18 protein-coding genes and 1 tRNA gene are annotated in these 19,802 nt (G+C 72.3%); 13 read left to right on the top strand and 6 right to left on the bottom strand.

The genetic code is table 11. The annotated features are described in order from the left end of the window. Window positions 1–24 precede the first annotated feature (24 nt). The 3 genes from FHX73_RS24235 to FHX73_RS24245 all read left to right on the top strand — a co-directional run bounded on the left by FHX73_RS24235 (window position 25) and on the right by FHX73_RS24245 (window position 2,908). Complete coding sequence (locus FHX73_RS24235; RefSeq protein ID WP_145907022.1) at window positions 25–423, top strand: hypothetical protein; 399 nt, start codon at window positions 25–27, stop codon at window positions 421–423. A gap of 6 nt (window positions 424–429) precedes the next feature. Then, on the top strand, window positions 430–1,701 hold the full coding sequence (locus FHX73_RS24240; RefSeq protein WP_145907023.1) for an MFS transporter: 1,272 nt from the start codon (window positions 430–432) through the stop codon (window positions 1,699–1,701). 175 nt (window positions 1,702–1,876) lie between these two features. After that, on the top strand, window positions 1,877–2,908 hold the full coding sequence (locus FHX73_RS24245; RefSeq protein WP_145907024.1) for a ParB/RepB/Spo0J family partition protein: 1,032 nt from the start codon (window positions 1,877–1,879) through the stop codon (window positions 2,906–2,908). A 34-nt stretch (window positions 2,909–2,942) separates the two neighbouring features. On the opposite strand, the gene FHX73_RS24250 is transcribed toward FHX73_RS24245, so the two are convergent. Both FHX73_RS24250 and FHX73_RS24255 read right to left on the bottom strand, forming a co-directional pair. Further along, window positions 2,943–4,283, bottom strand: a complete 1,341-nt coding sequence (locus tag FHX73_RS24250) for a DUF2254 domain-containing protein (protein WP_211786248.1) — start codon at window positions 4,281–4,283, stop codon at window positions 2,943–2,945. A 37-nt stretch (window positions 4,284–4,320) separates the two neighbouring features. Continuing rightward, window positions 4,321–4,839 (bottom strand): MarR family winged helix-turn-helix transcriptional regulator, encoded by a 519-nt coding sequence (locus FHX73_RS24255; protein ID WP_145907025.1) that lies wholly within the window; start codon window positions 4,837–4,839, stop codon window positions 4,321–4,323. A 91-nt stretch (window positions 4,840–4,930) separates the two neighbouring features. On the opposite strand from FHX73_RS24255, the gene FHX73_RS24260 reads away from it, so the two are divergent. The 4 genes from FHX73_RS24260 to FHX73_RS24275 all read left to right on the top strand — a co-directional run bounded on the left by FHX73_RS24260 (window position 4,931) and on the right by FHX73_RS24275 (window position 10,112). After that, a complete protein-coding gene (locus FHX73_RS24260; RefSeq protein WP_145907026.1) occupies window positions 4,931–5,344 on the top strand; it encodes an organic hydroperoxide resistance protein in 414 nt (137 codons plus the stop codon). A gap of 136 nt (window positions 5,345–5,480) precedes the next feature. Continuing rightward, window positions 5,481–7,244 (top strand): oleate hydratase, encoded by a 1,764-nt coding sequence (locus FHX73_RS24265; protein ID WP_145907027.1) that lies wholly within the window; start codon window positions 5,481–5,483, stop codon window positions 7,242–7,244. Window positions 7,245–7,443: 199 nt separating this feature from the next. After that, window positions 7,444–9,039 (top strand): ABC transporter permease, encoded by a 1,596-nt coding sequence (locus FHX73_RS24270; RefSeq protein WP_211786249.1) that lies wholly within the window; start codon window positions 7,444–7,446, stop codon window positions 9,037–9,039. Next, on the top strand, window positions 9,039–10,112 hold the full coding sequence (locus FHX73_RS24275) for an ABC transporter ATP-binding protein (RefSeq protein WP_145907029.1): 1,074 nt from the start codon (window positions 9,039–9,041) through the stop codon (window positions 10,110–10,112). Before FHX73_RS24270 ends, FHX73_RS24275 begins: the two co-directional genes overlap by 1 nt. Window positions 10,113–10,161: 49 nt before the next feature. On the opposite strand, the gene FHX73_RS24280 is transcribed toward FHX73_RS24275, so the two are convergent. The 3 genes from FHX73_RS24280 to FHX73_RS24290 form a co-directional block, all read right to left on the bottom strand. After that, entirely contained in the window at window positions 10,162–11,778 is a 1,617-nt protein-coding gene (locus tag FHX73_RS24280) for a multicopper oxidase family protein (protein WP_246213688.1), read from the bottom strand. 184 nt (window positions 11,779–11,962) lie between these two features. Next, complete coding sequence (locus FHX73_RS24285; RefSeq protein ID WP_170305017.1) at window positions 11,963–13,021, bottom strand: iron ABC transporter substrate-binding protein; 1,059 nt, start codon at window positions 13,019–13,021, stop codon at window positions 11,963–11,965. Window positions 13,022–13,329: 308 nt separating this feature from the next. Further along, a tRNA-Leu gene (locus tag FHX73_RS24290) sits at window positions 13,330–13,414 on the bottom strand. A 332-nt stretch (window positions 13,415–13,746) separates the two neighbouring features. Here FHX73_RS24290 and FHX73_RS24295 point away from each other — a divergent pair. Further along, on the top strand, window positions 13,747–14,199 hold the full coding sequence (locus tag FHX73_RS24295; RefSeq protein ID WP_170305087.1) for an ATP-binding protein: 453 nt from the start codon (window positions 13,747–13,749) through the stop codon (window positions 14,197–14,199). A 23-nt stretch (window positions 14,200–14,222) separates the two neighbouring features. Here FHX73_RS24295 and idi read toward each other — a convergent pair whose 3' ends face one another. Continuing rightward, the gene (idi, locus tag FHX73_RS24300; RefSeq protein WP_145907030.1) at window positions 14,223–14,813 is read right to left on the bottom strand and encodes an isopentenyl-diphosphate Delta-isomerase; all 591 of its coding nucleotides are present in this window, start codon (window positions 14,811–14,813) and stop codon (window positions 14,223–14,225) included. 357 nt (window positions 14,814–15,170) lie between these two features. On the opposite strand from idi, the gene FHX73_RS24305 reads away from it, so the two are divergent. From FHX73_RS24305 to FHX73_RS24325, 5 genes are all read left to right on the top strand, one after another. Beyond that, window positions 15,171–15,926 carry a phosphocholine cytidylyltransferase family protein gene (locus FHX73_RS24305; RefSeq protein WP_145907031.1) on the top strand — a complete coding sequence of 252 codons (756 nt, stop codon included), beginning with the start codon at window positions 15,171–15,173 and terminating at the stop codon, window positions 15,924–15,926. Further along, the gene (locus FHX73_RS24310; protein ID WP_145907032.1) at window positions 15,914–16,975 is read left to right on the top strand and encodes an iron-containing alcohol dehydrogenase family protein; all 1,062 of its coding nucleotides are present in this window, start codon (window positions 15,914–15,916) and stop codon (window positions 16,973–16,975) included. Before FHX73_RS24305 ends, FHX73_RS24310 begins: the two co-directional genes overlap by 13 nt. Window positions 16,976–17,060: 85 nt before the next feature. Further along, the gene (locus tag FHX73_RS24315) at window positions 17,061–17,798 is read left to right on the top strand and encodes a CDP-alcohol phosphatidyltransferase family protein (protein WP_246213689.1); all 738 of its coding nucleotides are present in this window, start codon (window positions 17,061–17,063) and stop codon (window positions 17,796–17,798) included. Further along, window positions 17,795–18,718 carry a glycosyltransferase family 2 protein gene (locus FHX73_RS24320; RefSeq protein ID WP_145907034.1) on the top strand — a complete coding sequence of 308 codons (924 nt, stop codon included), beginning with the start codon at window positions 17,795–17,797 and terminating at the stop codon, window positions 18,716–18,718. Before FHX73_RS24315 ends, FHX73_RS24320 begins: the two co-directional genes overlap by 4 nt. Window positions 18,719–18,868: 150 nt before the next feature. Beyond that, window positions 18,869–19,798 carry an ABC transporter permease gene (locus FHX73_RS24325; protein ID WP_246213690.1) on the top strand — a complete coding sequence of 310 codons (930 nt, stop codon included), beginning with the start codon at window positions 18,869–18,871 and terminating at the stop codon, window positions 19,796–19,798. Window positions 19,799–19,802 lie beyond the last annotated feature (4 nt).

Here is a 19,802-nt window from a genome sequence, read left to right on the forward strand (position 1 = left end):
CGATGGAGCCCAGGAAGGGACGAGATGATCTCCGGCTCCGAAGTGGCGGCGCGGCCACTTCTCCTCCTGCTCGCAACCGGCTCGCGGCCGTACCGCGAGTACCTGCTCCGCTCGATCGCCCCCGAGTTCCGGGTGCACCTCTTCCACACCGCGCAACCCACCTGGGAACGCGAGCACCTGAGCGGTTGGACGGTCGTGCCGGACACCCACGACGGCCCGGCGATGGCCCGGACCGCCGCCGCGCTGCACCGCACCGAACCCTTCGACCGGGCCGTGGCCGCGCCCGGCGCGGTGGTCTCGCCGCCGCCCAAGGGGTCGCTCTGGGAACGGGTCGCCTACGCCACCGTGGTCGCCGACAGCCGGCAGGCCTGCGACCGCGCGCTCGACGAGGCCGCCGCCGCGCTCGTCGTCGAACCCGCCTGACCGGCCATGGGCGCGAAGCCGAAAGCCGCCGGCCCCGGGCCGTGGGCCACGTTCACCGAGTCACCGCTCGCCGTCAAGGCGGTGCTGGCCGGGGTGGTGATCAACCGTCTGGGGGCGTTCCTCAGCATCTTCCTGGTGCTCTACCTGACCGCCCGCGGCTACTCCGCCGACCAGGCGGCGCTGGCCCTCGGCGGCTACGGCGCCGGCGGCGTGGCCGGGGTGCTGGTCGGCGGGGCGCTGGCCAACGCGCTCGGCGCCCGCAACGCCACCGTGCTGAGCATGACCGGCTCGGCACTGCTGCTGGTGCTGGTCTACTACGTGCACAGCTACCCGCTGATCGTGGCCTCCGTGGTCCTGGTCGGCCTGTTCCAGACCATCTACCGGCCGGCCGCGGCCGCGCTGCTCTCCGAACTCACCCCGGCCGACCGGCAGGTGATGGTCTTCGGGATCTGGCGGCTCGGCCTCAACCTCGGCACCACGCTCTGCCCGCAGCTCGGCTTCGGCCTCTACCGGCTCGGCGGGCACGGGTACGGGATGCTCTTCTGGGGCGAGGCGGTGGTCGCGGTGGCCTACGCCGTGCTGGCCTTCGCCACCCTGCCCGGCAAGGCGGGGCCGGGCGCCGGGGCGGTCGCCGGGGCCGCGAAGGGGGAGCGGGAGAGCTACCTGCGGGTGCTCAGGGACACCCGCTACGTCTTCTTCCTGATCGCCTCGCTGGCCAACGCGATCATCTACTCGCAGTACCTCTCGACCCTGCCGCTGGACGTGGCCCGCTCCGGGGTGGACGTCTTCTGGTACAGCCTGGCGGTCTCGGTCAACAGCGTCATCGTGATCGCGGTCGAGCTGCCACTGACCAAGGTCACCCAGAAGTGGCCGGTCCGGATCACCGCGGGCTGCGCCTTCGCCCTGGTCGGCCTCGGCGAGGCGTGCTACGGCCTGCCGCTGGGTGCGGCGGTGATCCTGATCGGCACGCTGATCTGGACGCTCGGCGAGATCCTCGGCGGGCCCACCATGTTCGCCTACCCCGGGCTGGTCGCACCCGACCGGCTGAAGGCCCGTTACATCAGCAGCTTCCAGCTGATGTTCACGGCCGGCACCGCGATCGGGCCGGTGGTCGGCGGCGTGCTGTTCCAACAACTGCACCACGGCGTCTGGCCGGTGGTCGCGGTCTTCGCGGTCTTCTCGACCGTGTTCGGCGTGCTCGGCATCAGGCCGATCCAGCCACTGGTGGCGGCCCGGGACCCGGAGGCGCAGACCGAGCCGGTCGCCGAGACCGTCTGATCCCGCGCCGACGCCTACCCGGACCTGACCCGGCGTCCGACCACGATGCGGCGGCGGCGCCGCGCGGAAACCCCGCGCGGCCCGCCCCACCCGCTGCGCACAGCACGAAACCCGGGCTCCGCCACATGGCGCCCGGAGACGGTACTGGCACCAAAAGCTGCCCGGGGGGCACTGGATGAGACCTGTGGAGCTGATCGAGATCGACACCCTGCAGCCGGGCGACTCGCCCCGGTTCCGCGAGGTGGACGAGGAGCACGTGCGGCGGCTGGCCGAGTCCGAGGCGGACTTACCGCCGATCCTGGTGCACCGGTCGAGCATGCGGGTGATCGACGGCGCGCACCGGCTGAGCGCCGCCCGGCGCAAGGGCGAACGCACCATCGCCGCCGAGTTCTTCGACGGCACCGACGCGGCCGCCTACATCCTCGGCGTGCAGGCCAACGTGGCGCACGGGCTGCCGCTCTCGCTGGCCGAACGGAAGGCGGCGGCCAGGCGGATCGTCGAGCTGCGGCCCGAGCTGGCCGACCGGGCGGTGGCCCGCACCTGCGGACTGGCCGCCAGCACGGTCGGCGGCATCCGCCGGGAGGTGGTGGGCGAGGGCGCCCGTGCCGCCGCCCGGGTCGGGCAGGACGGGCGGCTGCGGCCGGTGGACGGCGGCGAGGGGCGGCGGCGGGCCGTCGCGGTGATCCGGGCCAGCCCCGACGCCTCGCTGCGCGAGATCGCCCAGGCGGCCGGGGTCTCGCTGGGCACCGCGCACGACATCCGGGCCCGGCTCGACCGCGGCGAGGACCCGCTGCGCGGCGCGGCGACGCCGGTGGTCCCGCCGGCCGGGCAGTCCGCCGCGCCGGCCATCGCGCCGTCGGGGGTGTCGGGGGTGTCGCCGGTGGTGGCCCGCGCGGTCGCGGCGGTGCCGCGGATCGGGGCGGGCCCCGGGCCCCGGCCGGCCCGGGCCGCCCGGCCCGCCAAGGCCGAGCCGTTCGCCGGGCTGGAGAGCCTGCGGCGCGACCCCTCGCTGCGCTTCACCGACCACGGGCGGGCGCTGCTGGTCTGGCTGCACCGGCGGCTGGTGGTGGTCGGCGAGGCCGACCGCGAGCTGGACCAGATCCCGGCGCACCTGCTGCCGGTGGTGGCCGAGTTGGCGCAGGAGTGTGCGGACAGCTGGCACCGCCTGTCGGTCGAGCTCCAGTGCCGGGCCCGGCAGACCGGCTGAGTCAGCTGAGCCGGCGGGCGCGGCGGGCCGCCGTTCAGTCCTGCCGCGCGGCGTGGGCGGCGAGCACCGCGAGGTAGCAGCGGTGCACGTCCGCCCGGTCGGCCGGTTCGGCCACCGAGATGTCGCTCAGCCGGTCGATCATCTCGGCCTGTTCGAGCAGCACGGCGCGCTGGTCGGGCGTGCCGGTGGCGTTCATGATCTCGACCAGCGCGTCCAGCTGGCGGATCAGCACCGCCGGCATCCCGGGCGCCGCCTGCCGGACCTTCTCGAACGCGCGCCGCACCAGCCGGTCGTAGCTCACCGGCCGGGCGATCACCCGGATCCGGCCCTCGGCGTCCCGGTGCACCGGATCCGGGTGCCAGCCCCGGGCGATCCGGCACAGGCCCTCGCCCAGCCAGTCGATGCAGGCCAGCGCGGTGAAGGTGTCGTTGACCGCGGTGGACAGCGCCCGGATCGCGATCTCCACCAACTGGTCCACGGCGAAGGCGATGTCCTGGGCCAGCGTCCGGGACGGCCCGGTGACGTGCGCCCGGGCGAAGCTGCGGGCCACCGCGGGCGCCGCCTCGGGCGGCCAGACGGTGGCCAGCCGGCTGCCCTGCACCAGGAAGTGGCCGGGCCGGTGGTCCAGCCGGATCACCGCGTCCAGTTGCCGGGCCACCCGCACCAGGCTGCGGTGCCGGACGAACTGCAGGTAGCCGCTGCTCGGCGCGGTCACCGGAGCCCCGGCGATGTCCAACTGCTCGGTCAGCTCGGCCTCCGACGGTCCGCTGACCGGCCCGTCCGGCCGGTGCGGCTCGCCCGCGCCCGCCTCGATCGCGGCCGACAGGTCGGCCGCGATCGAGGCGATCACCCGGGGCAGCTGGATGGAGACGGCGATGTGGTGGATGAAGTAGATCAGCACCGCCAGGTCGGCCAGCACCAGCACCAGGCAGACGGTGATCGACAGGTGCGGCACGAAGTCGCCGTGCGAGCCGGGCCCGATCGCGATCAGCGCCAGGATCGCGTAGACGAAGGTGGCCACGAAGCTGCCCAGGGTCAGCTGGGTGCTGCGGTCCCGGATGAAGGTGCGCAGCATCCGCGGCCCGAACTGGGTGGAGGCCAGCGTGAGGGTCACGATGGTGATCGAGAAGACCATGCTGACCACGGTGATCAGCGCCGCCGCGATCGCGGTGAGGATCTGCCGGGCGGCGTCGGCGGTGCCGCTGATCACCCAGGACGGGAGGGTGATCGAGCCGCGGTAGGCGGCCTCGTCCAGGTCGCGGGTGAGCACGAACAGGCCGACCGCGAACGCCACGGCCACGGTCGGGATGAGCCACAGGTTGGTCCGCAGCGCCTCCCTGCGCCACGCGGACTCCAGGTGGACCCGGTTGATCACTCTTCCAGCGTAGGCAGCGCCGGGTGGGGCCGCCCGGTCAGCCGCAGTCGGCCGGGGAGCCGTGCAGCGCGGCGGCGTCCAGCGCCCGGGTCAGCCGGTTGATCCGGTCGCGCAGCTCGGTCACCTCGGCCAGGTCGAGGCCGGTGGCGCCGACCACCCGGCCGGGCAGGGCCGCGGCCCGCTCGCGCAGCGCGGCGCCGGCGGCGGTGGCGCGCACGGTGACGGAGCGTTCGTCGGCGGCGCTGCGCTCGCGGACCACCAGGCCGTTCGCCTCCAGCCGCTTGAGCAGCGGGGAGAGGGTGCCGGAGTCCAGGCGCAGGTGTTCGCCGATCCGCTTGACCGGCAGTGCGCCGTGCTCCCAGAGCACCAGCATCACCAGGTACTGCGAGTAGGTCAGGCCGAGTTCGTCGAGCGCCTCGCGGTAGAGCGCGGTGAAGGCGCGCGAGGCGGCGTGCAGTGCGAAGCAGATCTGGTTGTCCAGTCGCAGCCAGTCGGCCTCGGCCTGCGCGGGGGCGGGCGCGTCCTCCCGGTCCTCGGTGATGTGCTCCTCGGTCATGGCCCGAGCGTACCATTTAGTTGTGCACAACAGAATTGTGTGCAACTATCGATCCCGTACCGAGACCGCACCGACAGAAGGACGGTTCGTCATGACCGCGCTCTACACCGCCGTCGCCACCGCCACCCACGGCCGCGAGGGCCGTGCCGTCAGCTCCGACGGCAAGCTCGACGTGCAGCTCGCGCTGCCGGCGGCGCTCGGCGGCAACGGCGAGGGCACCAACCCCGAGCAGCTCTTCGCCGCCGGCTACGCGGCCTGCTTCGCCAGCGCGCTCGGCCTGGTCGGCCGGCAGGCCGGCGTGGACACCTCCGAGGCCGCGGTGACCGGCGAGGTCGGCATCGCCAAGGACGAGACCAGCTTCGCCCTTGAGGTCGTGCTGCGCGTCGAGCTGCCGGACTCGATCGACCGCGCCACCGCCGAGAAGCTGGTCGAGCAGGCCCACCAGGTCTGCCCGTACTCCAAGGCCACCCGCGGCAACATCCCGGTCCAGCTCGTCATCGAGTAGTGCGCCGCTGACCGCGCACCGTGCAGTGGCCCCCGCCGTCCCGGACGGCGGGGGCCACTGCGCGTGGCACCCGGGCGAGTTGTCCGCTTTGTGACACTGTCGTGCCAATTGATCTTCGAGAGAGGACGGCGCGCGGATGTACTACAGCAGCGGCAACTACGAGGCCTTCGCCCGGCCGCGCAAGCCGCGGGGAGTGGAGCGCAAGACCGCCTGGTTCGTCGGCGCCGGCCTCGCCTCGCTCGCCGGCGCCGCCTTCCTGATCCGGGACGCCCAGCTGCCGGGGGAGCGGATCACCGTGCTGGAGCGGCTGGAACTGCCCGGCGGCGCGCTGGACGGGATCAAGGAGCCCGAGCGCGGCTTCGTGGTCCGCGGCGGGCGCGAGATGGAGAACCACTTCGAGTGCCTGTGGGACCTGTTCCGCTCGATCCCCTCGCTGGAGGTCGACGGCGCCAGCGTGCTCGACGAGTTCTACTGGCTCAACAAGGACGACCCGAACTCCTCGCTCCAGCGGGTCACCGAGCGGCAGGGCCAGGACGCCCGCACCGACGGCCTGTTCACCCTCGGCCCGGCCGCGCAGAAGGACGTCCTCAAGGTCTTCCTGGCCACCCGGGAGGAGATGGAGGGCCGGCGGATCGACGAGGTCTTCGGCGCGGAGTTCCTGGCGAGCAACTTCTGGCTCTACTGGCGGACCATGTTCGCCTTCGAGGAGTGGCACAGCGCCCTGGAGATGAAGCTCTACCTGCACCGCTTCATCCACCACATCGGCGGCCTGCCCGACTTCTCCGCACTGAAGTTCACCAAGTACAACCAGTACGAGTCGCTGGTCCTGCCGCTCTACAAGTGGCTGCTGGAGCAGGGCGTGCAGTTCCGGTTCGGCACCGAGGTGACCGACGCGGACTTCGAGCTCACCGCCGGCCGCCGCCAGGCCACCCGGCTGCACTGGCGCGCGGACGGCGAACCCGGCGGCGTGGACCTCGGGCCCGACGACCTGCTCTTCCTGACCATCGGCTCGCTCACCGAGAACTCCCGCAACGGCGACCACCACACCCCGGCCGTGCTGGACGAGGGCCCGGCGCCGGCCTGGGACCTGTGGCGCCGGATCGCCGCCAAGGACCCGGCGTTCGGCCGCCCCGACGTCTTCGGCTCCGACATCGCGCACACCAAGTGGGAGTCGGCCACCGTCACCACGCTCGACCCGCGGATCCCCGAGCACATCCAACGGGTCTGCAAGCGCGACCCGTTCAGCGGCCGGGTGGTCACCGGCGGGATCGTCACGGTGCGCGACTCCGGCTGGCTGCTGAGCTGGACGGTCAACCGGCAGCCGCACTTCAAGCAGCAGGCGAAGGACCAGGTCGTGGTCTGGCTCTACGGGCTCTTCACGGACCGGCCGGGCGACTTCGTGAAGAAGCCGATGCAGGAGTGCACCGGCGAGGAGATCACCCGGGAGTGGCTCTACCACCTCGGCGTGCCGGTCGAGCAGATCCCCGAACTCGCCGCCACCGGCGCCAAGTGCGTGCCGGTGATGACGCCCTACGTCACCTCGTTCTTCATGCCGCGCAAGGCCGGCGACCGGCCGGCCGTGGTGCCGCAGGGCTCGGTGAACTTCGCCTTCGTCGGCCAGTTCGCCGAGTCGAGCCGGGACTGCGTCTTCACCACCGAGTACTCGGTGCGCACCCCGATGGAGGCGGTCTACCAACTGCTCGGCGTGGAGCGCGGGGTGCCCGAGGTGTTCGGCTCCACCTACGACGTGCGGGCCCTGCTGGAGGCGCTGCACCGGCTCCGGGACGGCGAGCAACTGCGGCTGCCGATGCCGGACTTCCTGCGCCGACGGCTGCTGAAGAAGCTGGACGAGACCGAGATCGGCGAGCTGCTGGCGGAGTTCGGCCTGGTGTCGCCGTGAGCCGGGGAGCCCGGGAGCCGGTGAGCGGGCGTGCGCCGTTGCGTGCGCCCTGCGGGTCGCCACCCCGTGTTCGGATCGTTGCCGCCGGTGCGGTGCCGCCCGGAATCCGGTGCAAGTAAGGTAAGGCTCTGTTTTCCGCGCTGCGGTCCGGGTGATCCCCGCGGCAGCCCCGGTCCGGCGGTTGGTGATGGAGGTCGTGGTGTCCGCTGAGATACCGCAGCGAGCGGGAGCGGCGGCGACGCCCGCGCGCCCGGTGGCGCTGCCCGGGTGGCTGAGGTGGCGCGGCTCGGGCCCGCTGCTGCCGCTGCTGGCGGTCGCGGTGGTGCTGGTGGTCGCCTCGCCGCTGGTGTTCCTGGCGCTCAAGGCGAGCGAGTCCGGCTGGGCCGAGGCCAGGCAGCTGCTCGGCCGCCCGCTGGTCGCCACCCTGCTGCAGCACACCGTCTCGCTGGTCGCCGCGGTCACCGCGGCCGCACTGGTGATCGGCTTCTCGGCGGCCTGGCTGGTGGAGCGCACCGACCTGCCGCTGCGGCGCACCTGGACGGTGCTGCTGACCATGCCGCTGGCGGTGCCGGAGTTCGTCCGCGGCTACTCCTGGGTCTCGCTCTTCACCGGGGTGCGCGGCTACTGGGGCGCGGTGCTGGTGATGACCACCTCGCTCTACCCCCTGGTGTTCCTGCCGGTGGCCGCGGCGCTGCGCGGCGGCGACCCGGCGGCCGAGGAGGTCTCCCGCAGCCTGGGGCGCGGCCGGCTGGCCACCCTGTGGCGGGTCACCCTGCCGCTGACCCGCCCGGCGCTGGCCGGCGGCGCGCTGCTGGTCTCGCTCTACCTGCTGGGCGAGTACGGCGCCTTCGCGATGATGCGCTACACCACCTTCGCCACCGCGATCTTCACCGAGTACCAGCTCGGCTTCGACGCCGTCTCGGCCGCCATGCTCACCCTGGCGCTGGTCGCGCTCGCGCTGCTGCTGGTCGGCCTGGAGGGCCGGGTCGGCCGCCGCGGCCGGGTGGTGCGCGAGGGCGCCACCGGGCGGCGCGGGGTGCCGCAGCCGCTGGGCGGCTGGCGCTGGCCGGCCTTCGGCTGGCTCACCGCGGTCGTCGCGGTCGCCGTCGGGGTGCCGGTCTACGCGCTGGGCTACTGGCTGGTGGTGGGCAGTTCGACCACCCTGCCGTCCGCCTCGATCCTCGACGCCACGGGCACCACGCTCGGGTACGCGCTGAGCACCGGGGCGGTCACCACCGCCTGCGCCGTGCCGGTCGCGCTCTACTCCTGGCGGCGGGCCAGCCGGCTCTCCCGGGTGCTGGAGCGCACCGCCTACCTCACCCGCGCGCTGCCCGGCATCGCGGTCGCGCTCGCGGTGGTCTTCTTCGCGATCCGCTACGCCCAGCCCTTCTACGAGCAGCCCGCGATGCTGGTGGTCGGCTACGTGGTGCTGTTCTTCCCGCTGGCGCTGACCGCCGTGCGCGCAGCGCTCGCCCAGGTGCCGCCGGGCGTCGAGGAGGTCGCCCGCTCGCTGGGCACCCGGCCGCTGCTGGTGCTGTGGCGGGTCACCCTGCCGCTGATCCTGCCGGGCCTGGGCGCCGCGTTCGCCATGGTCGCGCTCACCGCCAGCACCGAGCTGACCGCCACCCTGCTGCTGCGCCCGACCGGCACCCAGACCCTGGCCACCCAGTTCTGGGTGTACACCAGCGGCCTGGCGTACGGCGCCGCCGCACCGTACGCCGCCGTGATGACGGCGCTGTCCGTCCCCCCGGTCCTGCTGCTCACCCGCCGCACCTTCGGTTCCAAGGAGATCTGATGACTGGTCTTTCGATCACCGGACTTCGGGCCGAGCACGGCCGCAACGAGGTGCTGACCGGCCTGGACCTGGTCGTCGAGGACGGGGCGCTGGCCTGCGTGCTCGGCCCGTCCGGCTGCGGCAAGAGCACCCTGCTGCGGGTCATCGCCGGCTTCCACCGGCCCACCGCGGGAGCGGTGGAGCTGCGCGGCCGCACCCTGGCCGACCAGCGCACCTGGGTGCCGGCCGAGCGCCGCCGGATCGGCTACATGCCGCAGGACGGCGCGCTCTTCCCGCACCTGACCATCGCCGGGAACATCGGCTTCGGCCTGCCCCGGGCCGCCCGCCGCGGGCGGGTCGCCGAACTGCTGGAGCTGGTCGGCCTGGCCGGCCTGGGCGAGCGCCACCCGCACCAGCTCTCCGGCGGCCAGCAGCAGCGCGTGGCGCTCGCCCGAGCGCTCGCCCCCGCGCCGGAACTGCTGCTGCTGGACGAGCCGTTCGCCGCCCTGGACGCGGCGCTGCGGGCCGACCTGCGGGCCGAGGTCGCCGCCACCCTGCGGGCCGCCGGCGCGACCGCGATCCTGGTCACCCACGACCAGGACGAGGCGCTCTCCTTCGCCGACCTGATCGCCGTGGTCCGCGGCGGCCGGATCGCCCAGACCGGCACTCCGGACGAGCTCTACCACCGCCCGGCCGACCCCGAGGTCGCCCGCACCCTCGGCGAGGCGAACCTGGTCGCGGCCGAACTCGACGGCGAGACGGGCCGGACCGCCTTCGGCCCGTTGCCGCTGACCGCGGCCGGCACCGGCTCCGCGCAGGTGCTGCTGCGCCCCGGCCAGCTGCGGCTGGACGAGGCGGGGGCGGTCGCGGCGCGGGTGCTGCGCAGTCACTTCCGCGGCCACGACCACCGGGTGGAGCTGTCCCCGGAGCCGGGCCGCGGCCTGCCCGAGCGGCTGATCGCCTACACCGACACGGCCCCGCCGCCGGCCGGCAGCCCGGTCCGGCTGGCCGCCACCGGCCCGGCGCACGCGGTCGGCGGCGGGGGAGCGGGGGCGGCCAGCCGGCTGGCGGACGCCGGCGCGTCGGTCGGCTAGAGCCTCGGCTGATGGCCGGTCAGCTGATGGCCGGTCAGCTGTCAGTCGGTCAGCGGACCACGTTGATGAAGCTCATCATCCCGTTGTCCTCGTGGGCGGCGATGTGGCAGTGGAACATCCACCGGCCCGGGTAGTCGGCGAAGGCGACCCGGATCACCACCTTGCCGGGCACCCCGTTGACCGCGTGCGGCACCGGGATGATGTCCTGCCGGTTGGTGTAGGGCTGCGCCACGCCGTTGATCGAGGTCACCTGGAACGCGGTGGTGTGCAGGTGGAACGGGTGGTCCTCGCCGGACTCGTTGACCAGGGTCCACTCCTCGACGGTGCCGAGCTTGGCGGGGGTCTGGAAGACGGAGGAGTCCATCGAGAACGGCTTGCCGTTGATGTAGAAGGTGGTGCCGTCGGCGTTCTCGGAGAGGTCGAGGGTGCGGCGCTGGGCGATCGGCGCGGTCGACAGGTCGGCGGGCGCGGTCGGCATCGGGCCGCTCACCCCGGGCAGCCGGGGCACCTGGTGCCCGGCGACCTTGACGGTGGCCAGTGCGGTGTCCGGGTAGGAGTCGCCCTGCGGGCCGTTGCTGTAGGCGGTGGTGCGCAGGGTGGCGGTGCCGGGCTTGCCGGAGGCGGTGACCAGCACGTCGTAGCGCTTGCCCGGGGGCAGCAGCAGGGTGTCGGTGTCGCGGGTGCGGGCGACCGGCGTGCCGTCCTCGTTGATGACGGTGAAGCAGTAGCCGTCCAGGTGCAGCTGGTAGAAGATGTCGGCCCCGATGTTGGCCAGGCGCCACAGCTGGGTCTCGTTCGGCTTCATGGTGAGCACCGGGCGCAGCTGGCCGTTGACCAGACGGACGGTCGGGTTGTTCGAGTTGATCGACGTGGTGGCCGTGTTCTGCGGGATGTGGCCGCTCGCGTCGAGCTGAACGTCCTTCAGCGCGATGGTGTGGGTGGTGATGTGCCGCAGGTCGGCGGGCAGCAGGGTGCGGTCGTCGCCGACCACCAGCGCGCCGGACAGGCCGGCGAAGATCTGGTTCTCGACGTCGCCGGTCATGCCGGCGTCGTCCATCGCGGCGAGGTCCGCCATGGCGGTGGACCCCGGGGCGGGGCAGGCGGTGCTCATCGCGTGGCTGTGGTACCAGTAGGTGCCCTGCGGGTGGTCGGCCGGGAGGGCGAGCTGGTAGGTGGTGGAGCCGCCGGGGGCCACGCACAGGAACGGGTCGTCCGACTGGCCGTCAGGAGACACGTGCAGGCCGTGGAAGTGCAGGTTGGTGGCGGTCGGCAGGTGGTTGACCAGGTGGATGGTGAGGGTCTGGCCGGGCTGCACGTGGATGGTCGGGGCGACCAGCGAGCCGGTGTACGACTCGCCGAAGACCTGCTTGCCGGAGACGTCGAAGCGGGTCTGCTTCGCGTCCAGGGTGATGGTCAGGTTCGGGTGGGCGCCGACGGCGGAGTTGGCGTCGGCCGGGTCCTGGAAGGGCCGGCCGGCGTGCATGCCCTTCTCCTGCTGGGCGGTTGACGGCGGCTGAGGGGTGTCGGCGGGCGAGGCGGCCATCGCCTCGGTGCCGACGGCCGCGGATATGAGCAGGGCGACGGCGGCCATGGCGTGGAACGTCCGCCTGGTCCGCCGGATGTGCGACCGGTCGGGGGTCGACCGGTCGGTGATGTCCCCGGACATCAGATCTCCGATTCGTGAAGGTTGGTGAACAGCAGGCCAACCTTGCTCGAATGATCTGATGAGAACAAGACTTGACAGGTATTCGGACCATCTTCCGACATTTTCCGCCAAGCCAGGAGGGCCGGACGCGGCCGCGCACCCGGTGACCAGGTCACCGGGTGCGCGTGCGGGTCGACCGACCGGGTCAGAGCAGGCCGGCGTCCTGCAGCAGCTGCAGGGCCTGCTTCCCGTCGCCCAGGTCGGCGGGGTTGGCCACGGTGCCGATGGTGTCCAGCGCGGGCAGGTCGGCCTTGCTGCTGACCCCCGCCACCAGCGGGTACTCGTAGCTCTGCGAGGTGGCGATCAGGGTCTGCGCGGGCGCGCTCGCCAGGTAGGAGAGGAACGCCTGCGCGGCGGCCTGGTGCTTGCTGCTCTTCAGCACGGCGGCACCCGAGACGTCGATCAGCGCGCCCGGGTCGTCCTTGGCGAAGTAGTGCAGGGCGCTCTTCGTGCCGGCCGGGGTCTTCTCGTCGCGCAGCCGGTACCAGTAGTAGTGGTCGATCACGCCGCCCTGCACCTCGCCGCTGTTGACGGCGGCGGTCAGGTCCTCGTTGCTGTCGTAGGTCTTGGCGTTGGCCTTCACGCCCTGCAGCCACTTCTTGGCGAAGTCGGCGCCCTTGGCCGCGATGACCCGGGTGATGATCGGGGTGAAGTCGGTCTCGCTCGGGGCGATGCCGAGCCGCCCCTTCCAGGACGGGTCGGACAGGTCCAGCACGGAGGTGGGCGCGGCGCTGTCGGCGGCGCTGCCGGTCTGGGCCACCCAGGCCGCGGTGCGGGCCGAGACGCCCACCCAGTCGCCCTTGGCCGAACTGTCCCCGGCCGGCACGGCCTTCAGGGTGTCCGGGTCCACCGGGGCGAGCAGGCCCTTCTCCTCCAGCGTGGTCAGGGCCGGCGGGTTCTCCGAGTAGAAGACGTCCGCCGGGCTGGCCGAGCCCTCCTGGAGCAGCTGGTTGGCCAGCTCCGCCTCGTCGCCCGAGCGCAGGTTCACCTTCACGCCGGTGCGCTTCTGGAAGTCGGCCGCCAGCGCCTTGGTGGTCTGCTCGTGCTGGCCGCTGTACACCGTGATCGACTGGCCGGCCAACGACTGGCCGCTCGCGGACGAGGCGCTCGGGCTCGACCCGCCCGAGCTGCCGCACGCCGTGAGCGCCAGGCAGGAGACGGACAGGACGGCGAGCGCGGCGGTGGTACGCGCGGTTGCGAACACGGTGGGTTCTCTCCGAATCGTGCGGCACTTGTCTGAGGGTGAGCGGTGGTGCCGGCGATTCCCCGGTCGCGCCGGCGGCCCGCGGGTGTGCGGGCCTGCCGCCCAGGACTCTAGGACAGGCAAGGCTTGCCTAACAACAGGGGGGAGGGCTTGTTGAACCTCCTTTGGGTATTCACCCGTTCCTGTGGAGTTCTGGTGATGAACCCGTGCTGCGGTGTCGCCGCCGCGATGACCCGCACAACGCAAAATGCAGACCAGGATGACTCCTGATCTGCATTCGCTCGCCAACCGCGTTGGCCACTGCTCTGTGTCCGAGGGGGGACTTGAACCCCCACGCCCGATAAAGGGCACTAGCACCTCAAGCTAGCGCGTCTGCCATTCCGCCACCCGGACCGGGTGTGTTGCCTCGGGATCGTGTCCGTCCCCGTGGCGACAGAGAGAACAGTAGCAGGATTTGGGAGTGGTTCTTACCTGCGGGTTCCTCGCACGGTGAACGGGAGTGCGCTGGTTGTGGGGGGTGGGGCGGGCACAAGAGGGGGCGGAGTGGGCATGGTCGGTCGGAAACGGTCCGGCGGGGGCAAGTTCCTCGACCTGGGCCGGGGAGCGGGGGGTGCTCTCCTAGCCTCGGGTGAGTGGGGGAGCCCTGAACGGAACGCCCCGTTCCCGGCGCCCCGCGCTCCTCAGAAGGGTGGCAGGACGTGAAGCGGACCAGCGTGACCGAGCCACTGGTCGCGGAACCGGTGGAGAAGGCCGACGGCCGCCCGGAGGGCGTCTGGCGGATCGTGGCCGACGCCCAGGAGGCCTCGGTGCCCCGGGTGCGGCACGCGGTGCGCGACCTGCTGCGGGCTCAGGGCCTGGCCGGCGGGCGGTACCTGGACCTGACCGACGGGCTGCTGCTGATCGTCTCGGAGCTGGTCACCAACGTGGTGGCGCACGCGGCGCTGCTCACCCCGGAGGTGACCTGCGAGGTGGCGATCGGCGCGGGCCAGGTGCGGGTGGCGGTCGAGGACGGGCACCCGTACCGGCCCAAGGCGGTGCAGAGCGACGAGGAGCAGACCGGCGGCCGCGGACTGATGCTGGTCAAGAGCATCAGCCTGGCCGCCGGCGGCTCCTGCGACGTGGAGCAGACCGGGGACGGCGGCAAGGTGATCTGGGCCTCGCTGCCGCTCCCCGGGTGAGCCGGTGAACTACTGACGGACCGTCACCAGTCCCGGCCGGCGATCTCCCGGATGCCCGGCAGCGCGGCCTGGAAGACGGTGTCGAACCAGACCGAGAACGGCTTCTCCTGCTGGAGCTCCTTCAGCTCCTGGGCGGTGACGAACCGGGTGGAGTCGACCTCCTCCGGGTCCGGCCGCAGCTCGTCGGTGACCAGGCCGACGAAGAGGTGGTTCCACTCCCGCTCGATCAGCCCGGAGGCCTCGTCCGGCAGGTCGTAGCGGACGGTGCCGGCCGCGCAGAGCAGCGCGGGGGCGGCACCGAGCTCCTCGGCGGTGCGCCGGGCGGCGGCGACGAACGGCGGCTCGTCGGGGTACGGGTGGCCGCAGCAGGTGTTGGACCAGACCCCGGGCGAGTGGTACTTGCCCAGCGCCCGGCGCTGCAGCAGCAGCCGGCCCTGCTTGTCGAAGAGGAAGACCGAGAAGGCCCGGTGCAGGTGCCCGGGCTGCTGGTGGGCCCAGAGCTTCTCCGCGGTGCCGATGGTGACGCCCTGGTCGTCCACCAGCTCCAACAGGATCTCGGGGGAGGCCGCGACGACGGGGTCGTCGGCCAGGCTGGTCGATCGGCTATCGGGCATTGGACCTCTTTCGGCGCGTGGACCGGTCACGGGGGCCCAGTCTGCCGCATGCCCGGCGCGCGGGGACGGATTCGCCGCCGCTGCCAGGTACAGGCGCCTTCGCACGGCGTGCGCGAACGGCCTCGCGCCCCCTCGGGCGCACACGCTCCCCAGGTGTCGGGAGATTCGTCCACGGACCGTTCACCGCCCGCTCACCCGCGGCCCGCCCGGGCGGGCGGCGTTCGGGCAGGTCATCCGAGTCGCCTACCATCGCTTACGGCACAGCCTGCGGACCCGGGGGTGCGAGACCGGCCGTCACGCGGGCACCCGCAGCAGCAGTGCCGACCGCCCGGCCCGACGAACCACAGGAGACCCCGCATGATCGGCCTCGTCCTGGCAGCCGGCGCCGGCCGCCGGCTGCGCCCGTACACCGACACCCTGCCCAAGGCACTGGTCCCGGTGGACGGCGAGAAGACCGTGCTGGACCTCACCCTCGGCAACTTCGCCGAGGTCGGACTGCGCGAGGCCGCCATCGTGGTCGGCTACCGCAAGGAGGCCGTCGAGCAGCGCAAGGCCGAACTGGAGAGCCGCTACGGGGTGCGGCTGACCCTGGTGGAGAACGACCGCGCCGAGGAGTGGAACAACGCCTACTCGCTCTGGTGCGCCCGCGAGCTCTTCGGCGAGGGCCTGCTGCTGGCCAACGGCGACACCGTGCACCCGGCCTCGGTGCAGCGCACCATGCTCGACGCCAACGACCGGCTGATCACCGAGGGCCGCGCCCCCGGCCTGCTGCTCGCGCTGGACACCGTCAAGAAGCTGGCCGACGAGGAGATGAAGGTCGTCGTCGATCCGGCAAAGGGCGTGCAAAGGATCACCAAGCTGATGGACCCGGCCGAGGCGACCGGCGAGTACATCGGCCTCACCGTGATCAACCCGTCCGCCGGCGCCGACCTGACCGACGCGCTGCGCACCACCTTCGAGCGCGACCCGCAGCTCTACTACGAGGACGGCTACCAGGAGATGGCCGACCGCGGCCTGCGGATCGACGTGCAGCCGATCGGCGAGGTCGCCTGGGTCGAGGTCGACAACCACGAGGACCTGGCGAAGGCCCGGGAGATCGCATGCCGGTACTGACCAGGCTGATCCCCTCCCCGCTGTTCGTCGAGATCCGCCCCGGCGCGCTGGACGCGCTGGCCGGCGTGCTGGCCGACCAACGGCTCTCCACCGCCGGCCGGATCGCGGTGGCGATCAGCAACGGCAGCGGCGCCAAGCTGCGCCAGCGGCTGGAGCCGCAGCTGCCGAAGGCCGACTGGTACCGGGTCGAGGACGGCACCCTGGACGCCGCGGTGCGCCTGGCCGAGCAGATGCGCGGCGGCCACTACGACGTGCTGGTCGGCATGGGCGGCGGCAAGATCATCGACGCGGCCAAGTACGCGGCGGCCCGGGTCGGCCTGCCGCTGGTCGCGGTCGCCACCAACCTGGCGCACGACGGGCTCTGCTCGCCGGTCTCCTCGCTGGACAACGACGCCGGGCGCGGCTCCTACGGGGTGCCCTCGCCGATCGGCATCCTGGTCGACCTCGACGTGGTCCGGCAGGCGCCGCTGCGCTTCGTGGCCTCCGGGATCGGCGACATCGTCTCCAACATCTCCGCCTGCGCCGACTGGGAGCTGTCGCACCGGGAGACCGGAGAGGCGGTGGACGGACTGGCCGTCGCGATGGCCCGCTCGGCGGGCGAGAACATCCTGCGGCACCCCGGTGCGCTCCCGGACCAGGACCTGCTGACAGCGCTCGCGGAAGCACTGGTACTGTCCGGCATCGCGATGAACATCACGGGCAGCACCCGGCCCTCGTCGGGCGCCTGCCACGAGATCTCGCACGCCCTGGACGTGCTGTACCCCAAGCGTTCCGCCCAGCACGGCGAGCAGGTCGGCCTCGGGGCCGCCTTCGCGAGCCACCTGCGGGGCGAGCGCGAACTGACCCGACTGATCGTCGACTGCCTGCGGACCCACGGGCTGCCGGTGACCGCCGATCAGCTCGGTTTCAGCGAGGCGGAGTTCACCGACGCGGTGCACTACGCTCCGAATACCCGCCCGGGACGCTTCACCATCCTTGAGCACCTCGACCTCTCCCCAACAGCCATCAGGGACGCGTACGCCGACTATGTCCAAGCCGTCAACCGCTGAATCGCCCTCAGCTTCCCGCCCCCCGGTCGACCTCACGGTCCGTCCCTCGATCGAGGAGCTGCGCGCGGTCATCCACCCCGCGGGCATGCTGCAGCGCCGCAGTGCCGAGCACTGGGCCGGCCGGCTGTACATGCGCAGGATCTCGCTGCGGATCACCCGGCTGCTCTCCACGGTCACCGCGATCACCCCGAACGGCCTGACCTACCTGATGATGCTCACCGGCATCCTGGCCGGTGCCGCGCTGGTGATCCCGGGCATCGCGGGCGCGATCGCCGGGGCCCTGCTGATCCAGGTCTACCTGCTGCTCGACTGCGTGGACGGCGAGGTGGCCCGCTGGCGCCGGCAGACCTCGCTCACCGGCGTCTACCTGGACCGGGTCGGCCACTACATGTCCGAGGCCGCGCTGCTCACCGGCCTCGGCCTGCGCGCCACCGACCTGCTCCACCGCAACGGCCCGGCCAGCCACTGGGAGTGGGCCTTCCTCGGCACCCTGGCCGCGCTCGGCGCGATCCTGATCAAGTCGGAGACCGACCTGGTCGACGTCGCCCGGGCCCGCTCCGGCATGACCGCGGTGGAGGACAGCGCCTCGGTGCCCCGCTCCTCCGGCGTGGCCAGGGCCCGCAAGGCGGCCGCCTTCCTCAAGTTCCACCGGCTGGTCGGCGCCGTCGAGGCCTCGCTCTTCATCCTGGCGGCCGGGATCGCCGACCAGGTGCACGGCGGCCTCTTCTTCACCCGCCTCGCGGTCGTGGTGCTGGCGGCCATCGCCATGCTGCAGACCGTGCTGCACCTGCTCAGCATCGTCCTGTCCAGCAGGCTGCGATGAGCGCGGCGGCGGCCGAGCGGACCGACCGGGTCGGCCAGGCCGAGCGCTTCCGGCTCGGCGCCGTGATCATCACCATGGGCAACCGCCCGGCCGAACTGGCCGCGCTGATCGACTCGGTGCGCGCCCAGGAGGGCCCGGCGGTCGAGCTCGCCGTGGTTGCCAACGGCGCCCCGCTGCCCCCGCTGCCCGAGGGCGTGCGGACCGTCGAGCTGCCGGAGAACCTGGGCATCCCGGGCGGCCGCAACGTCGGCATCGAGCTGTTCGGCCCGAACGGTCGCGACGTCGACGCGGTGCTCTTCCTGGACGACGACGGCTGCCTGCCGCGCACCGACTCGGCCCGGCTGCTGCGCGAGGCCTTCACGGCCGACCCGGGCCTGGGCATCGTCAGCTTCCGGATCGCCGACCCGGACACCGGCGAGACCCAGCGCCGCCACGTGCCCCGGCTGCGGGCCAGCGACCCGCTGCGCTCCTCGCCCGTGACCACCTTCCTGGGCGGGGCCAGCGCGGTCCGCTGCGCGGTGTTCGAGAACGCCGGCCAGCTGCCCGCGGAGTTCTTCTACGCCCACGAGGAGACCGACCTGGCCTGGCGGGCGCTCGACGCCGGCTGGTCGATCGACTACCGCGCGGACGTGGTGCTGCACCACCCCACCACCTCGCCGGCCCGGCACGCCACCTACTTCCACAACGTGGCGCGCAACCGGGTCTGGCTGGCCCGGCGGAACCTTCCGGCCCCGCTGGTGCCTCTCTACCTGTGCACCTGGATGCTGCTCACCCTGGCCCGCCGACCCTCGGGGGAGGCTTGGAAGGCATGGCGGACCGGGTTCCGGGAGGGCTGGCGCACACCCGCGGGTGCGCGACGGCCCATGCGATGGCGTACTGTATGGCGATTGACCAGGTTGGGCAGACCGCCGGTCATCTGATCACCCGTGCGGTGGACCCACCACACCGCCGCTCGGACACCCCCCGTGATCCGCTGGGACCCCGGTTCCCCATGCCCCGTTCAGGGGCCCCGGCGACTGCCCCCGGCCAGCAGCCGGACTTCCGATTCGTGAAGGACGAATGTGTCGACAGTGAGTGAACCGATCAACCTCTCCCGCCCCGGGGGTGTTGATACCGGGCTGACCCAGAAGCAGCTCGCCGAGAAGTACGGCCTCGCGGTCAGTGGGGCCCGGCCCGGGTTGTTCGCCTACACGAAGCAGCTGTGGGGCCGGCGGCACTTCATCGTCGCCTTCGCCACGGCCCGCCTGGTCGCGCAGTACACCACCGCCAAGATGGGCCAGGTCTGGCAGGTCGTCACCCCGCTGCTCAACTGCGCGGTGTTCTACCTGGTGTTCGGCGTGATCCTGAAGAACCGGAACATCCCGGACTACATCCCGTGGCTGTGCACCGGTGTCTTCATCTTCCAGTTCACCCAGAGCGCGGTGCAGTCCGGCACCGGGGCGATCTCCTACAACCTCGGTCTGATCCGGGCGCTGCACTTCCCGCGCGCCTGCATGCCGATCGCCTTCACCGTGATCCAGCTGCAGCAGCTGCTGATCTCGATGGTCGTGCTGGTTGCGATCGTGCTCGGCTTCGGCATGCCGGTCGGTGCCGCCTGGCTGCTGGTGGTCCCGGCGCTGATCTTCCAGATGCTGTTCAACACCGGTCTCGCGCTGATCATGGCCCGGATCGGGGCGAAGACCAGCGACGTCTCCCAGCTGATGCCGTTCCTGCTGCGCACCTGGATGTACATCTCCGGCGTCATGTACAGCATCAGCGGCAACGTCTCGGGGTGGCCGTCGTACTGCCGGTTCCTGATGCAGATCAACCCGGCCTCCGTGTACATGGAGCTGATCCGGCACTCGCTGATGCCGTCGATCTACAACCGCACCCTGCACCCGGTCCACTACCAGGTCCTGCCCCCGCACGTCTGGGCTGCCGCTGTCGCCTGGGGTGTCGTGATGTTCGTGCTGGGTTACGTCTTCTTCTGGAAGGCTGAGGAGGAGTACGGCCGTGGCTGACACC

The organism is Kitasatospora viridis (genome assembly GCF_007829815.1).
GTDB lineage: Bacteria > Actinomycetota > Actinomycetes > Streptomycetales > Streptomycetaceae > Kitasatospora > Kitasatospora viridis.

Coding starts and splice junctions, on each gene's coding strand:
- FHX73_RS24235 (WP_145907022.1), top strand. CDS start 25: ATGATCTCCGGCTCCGAAGTGGCGGCGCGGCCACTTCTCCTCCTGCTC.
- FHX73_RS24240 (WP_145907023.1), top strand. CDS start 430: ATGGGCGCGAAGCCGAAAGCCGCCGGCCCCGGGCCGTGGGCCACGTTC.
- FHX73_RS24245 (WP_145907024.1), top strand. CDS start 1,877: ATGAGACCTGTGGAGCTGATCGAGATCGACACCCTGCAGCCGGGCGAC.
- FHX73_RS24255 (WP_145907025.1), bottom strand. CDS start 4,839: ATGACCGAGGAGCACATCACCGAGGACCGGGAGGACGCGCCCGCCCCC.
- FHX73_RS24260 (WP_145907026.1), top strand. CDS start 4,931: ATGACCGCGCTCTACACCGCCGTCGCCACCGCCACCCACGGCCGCGAG.
- FHX73_RS24265 (WP_145907027.1), top strand. CDS start 5,481: ATGTACTACAGCAGCGGCAACTACGAGGCCTTCGCCCGGCCGCGCAAG.
- FHX73_RS24275 (WP_145907029.1), top strand. CDS start 9,039: ATGACTGGTCTTTCGATCACCGGACTTCGGGCCGAGCACGGCCGCAAC.
- FHX73_RS24280 (WP_246213688.1), bottom strand. CDS start 11,778: ATGTCCGGGGACATCACCGACCGGTCGACCCCCGACCGGTCGCACATC.
- idi (WP_145907030.1), bottom strand. CDS start 14,813: ATGCCCGATAGCCGATCGACCAGCCTGGCCGACGACCCCGTCGTCGCG.
- FHX73_RS24305 (WP_145907031.1), top strand. CDS start 15,171: ATGATCGGCCTCGTCCTGGCAGCCGGCGCCGGCCGCCGGCTGCGCCCG.
- FHX73_RS24310 (WP_145907032.1), top strand. CDS start 15,914: ATGCCGGTACTGACCAGGCTGATCCCCTCCCCGCTGTTCGTCGAGATC.
- FHX73_RS24315 (WP_246213689.1), top strand. CDS start 17,061: ATGCTGCAGCGCCGCAGTGCCGAGCACTGGGCCGGCCGGCTGTACATG.
- FHX73_RS24320 (WP_145907034.1), top strand. CDS start 17,795: ATGAGCGCGGCGGCGGCCGAGCGGACCGACCGGGTCGGCCAGGCCGAG.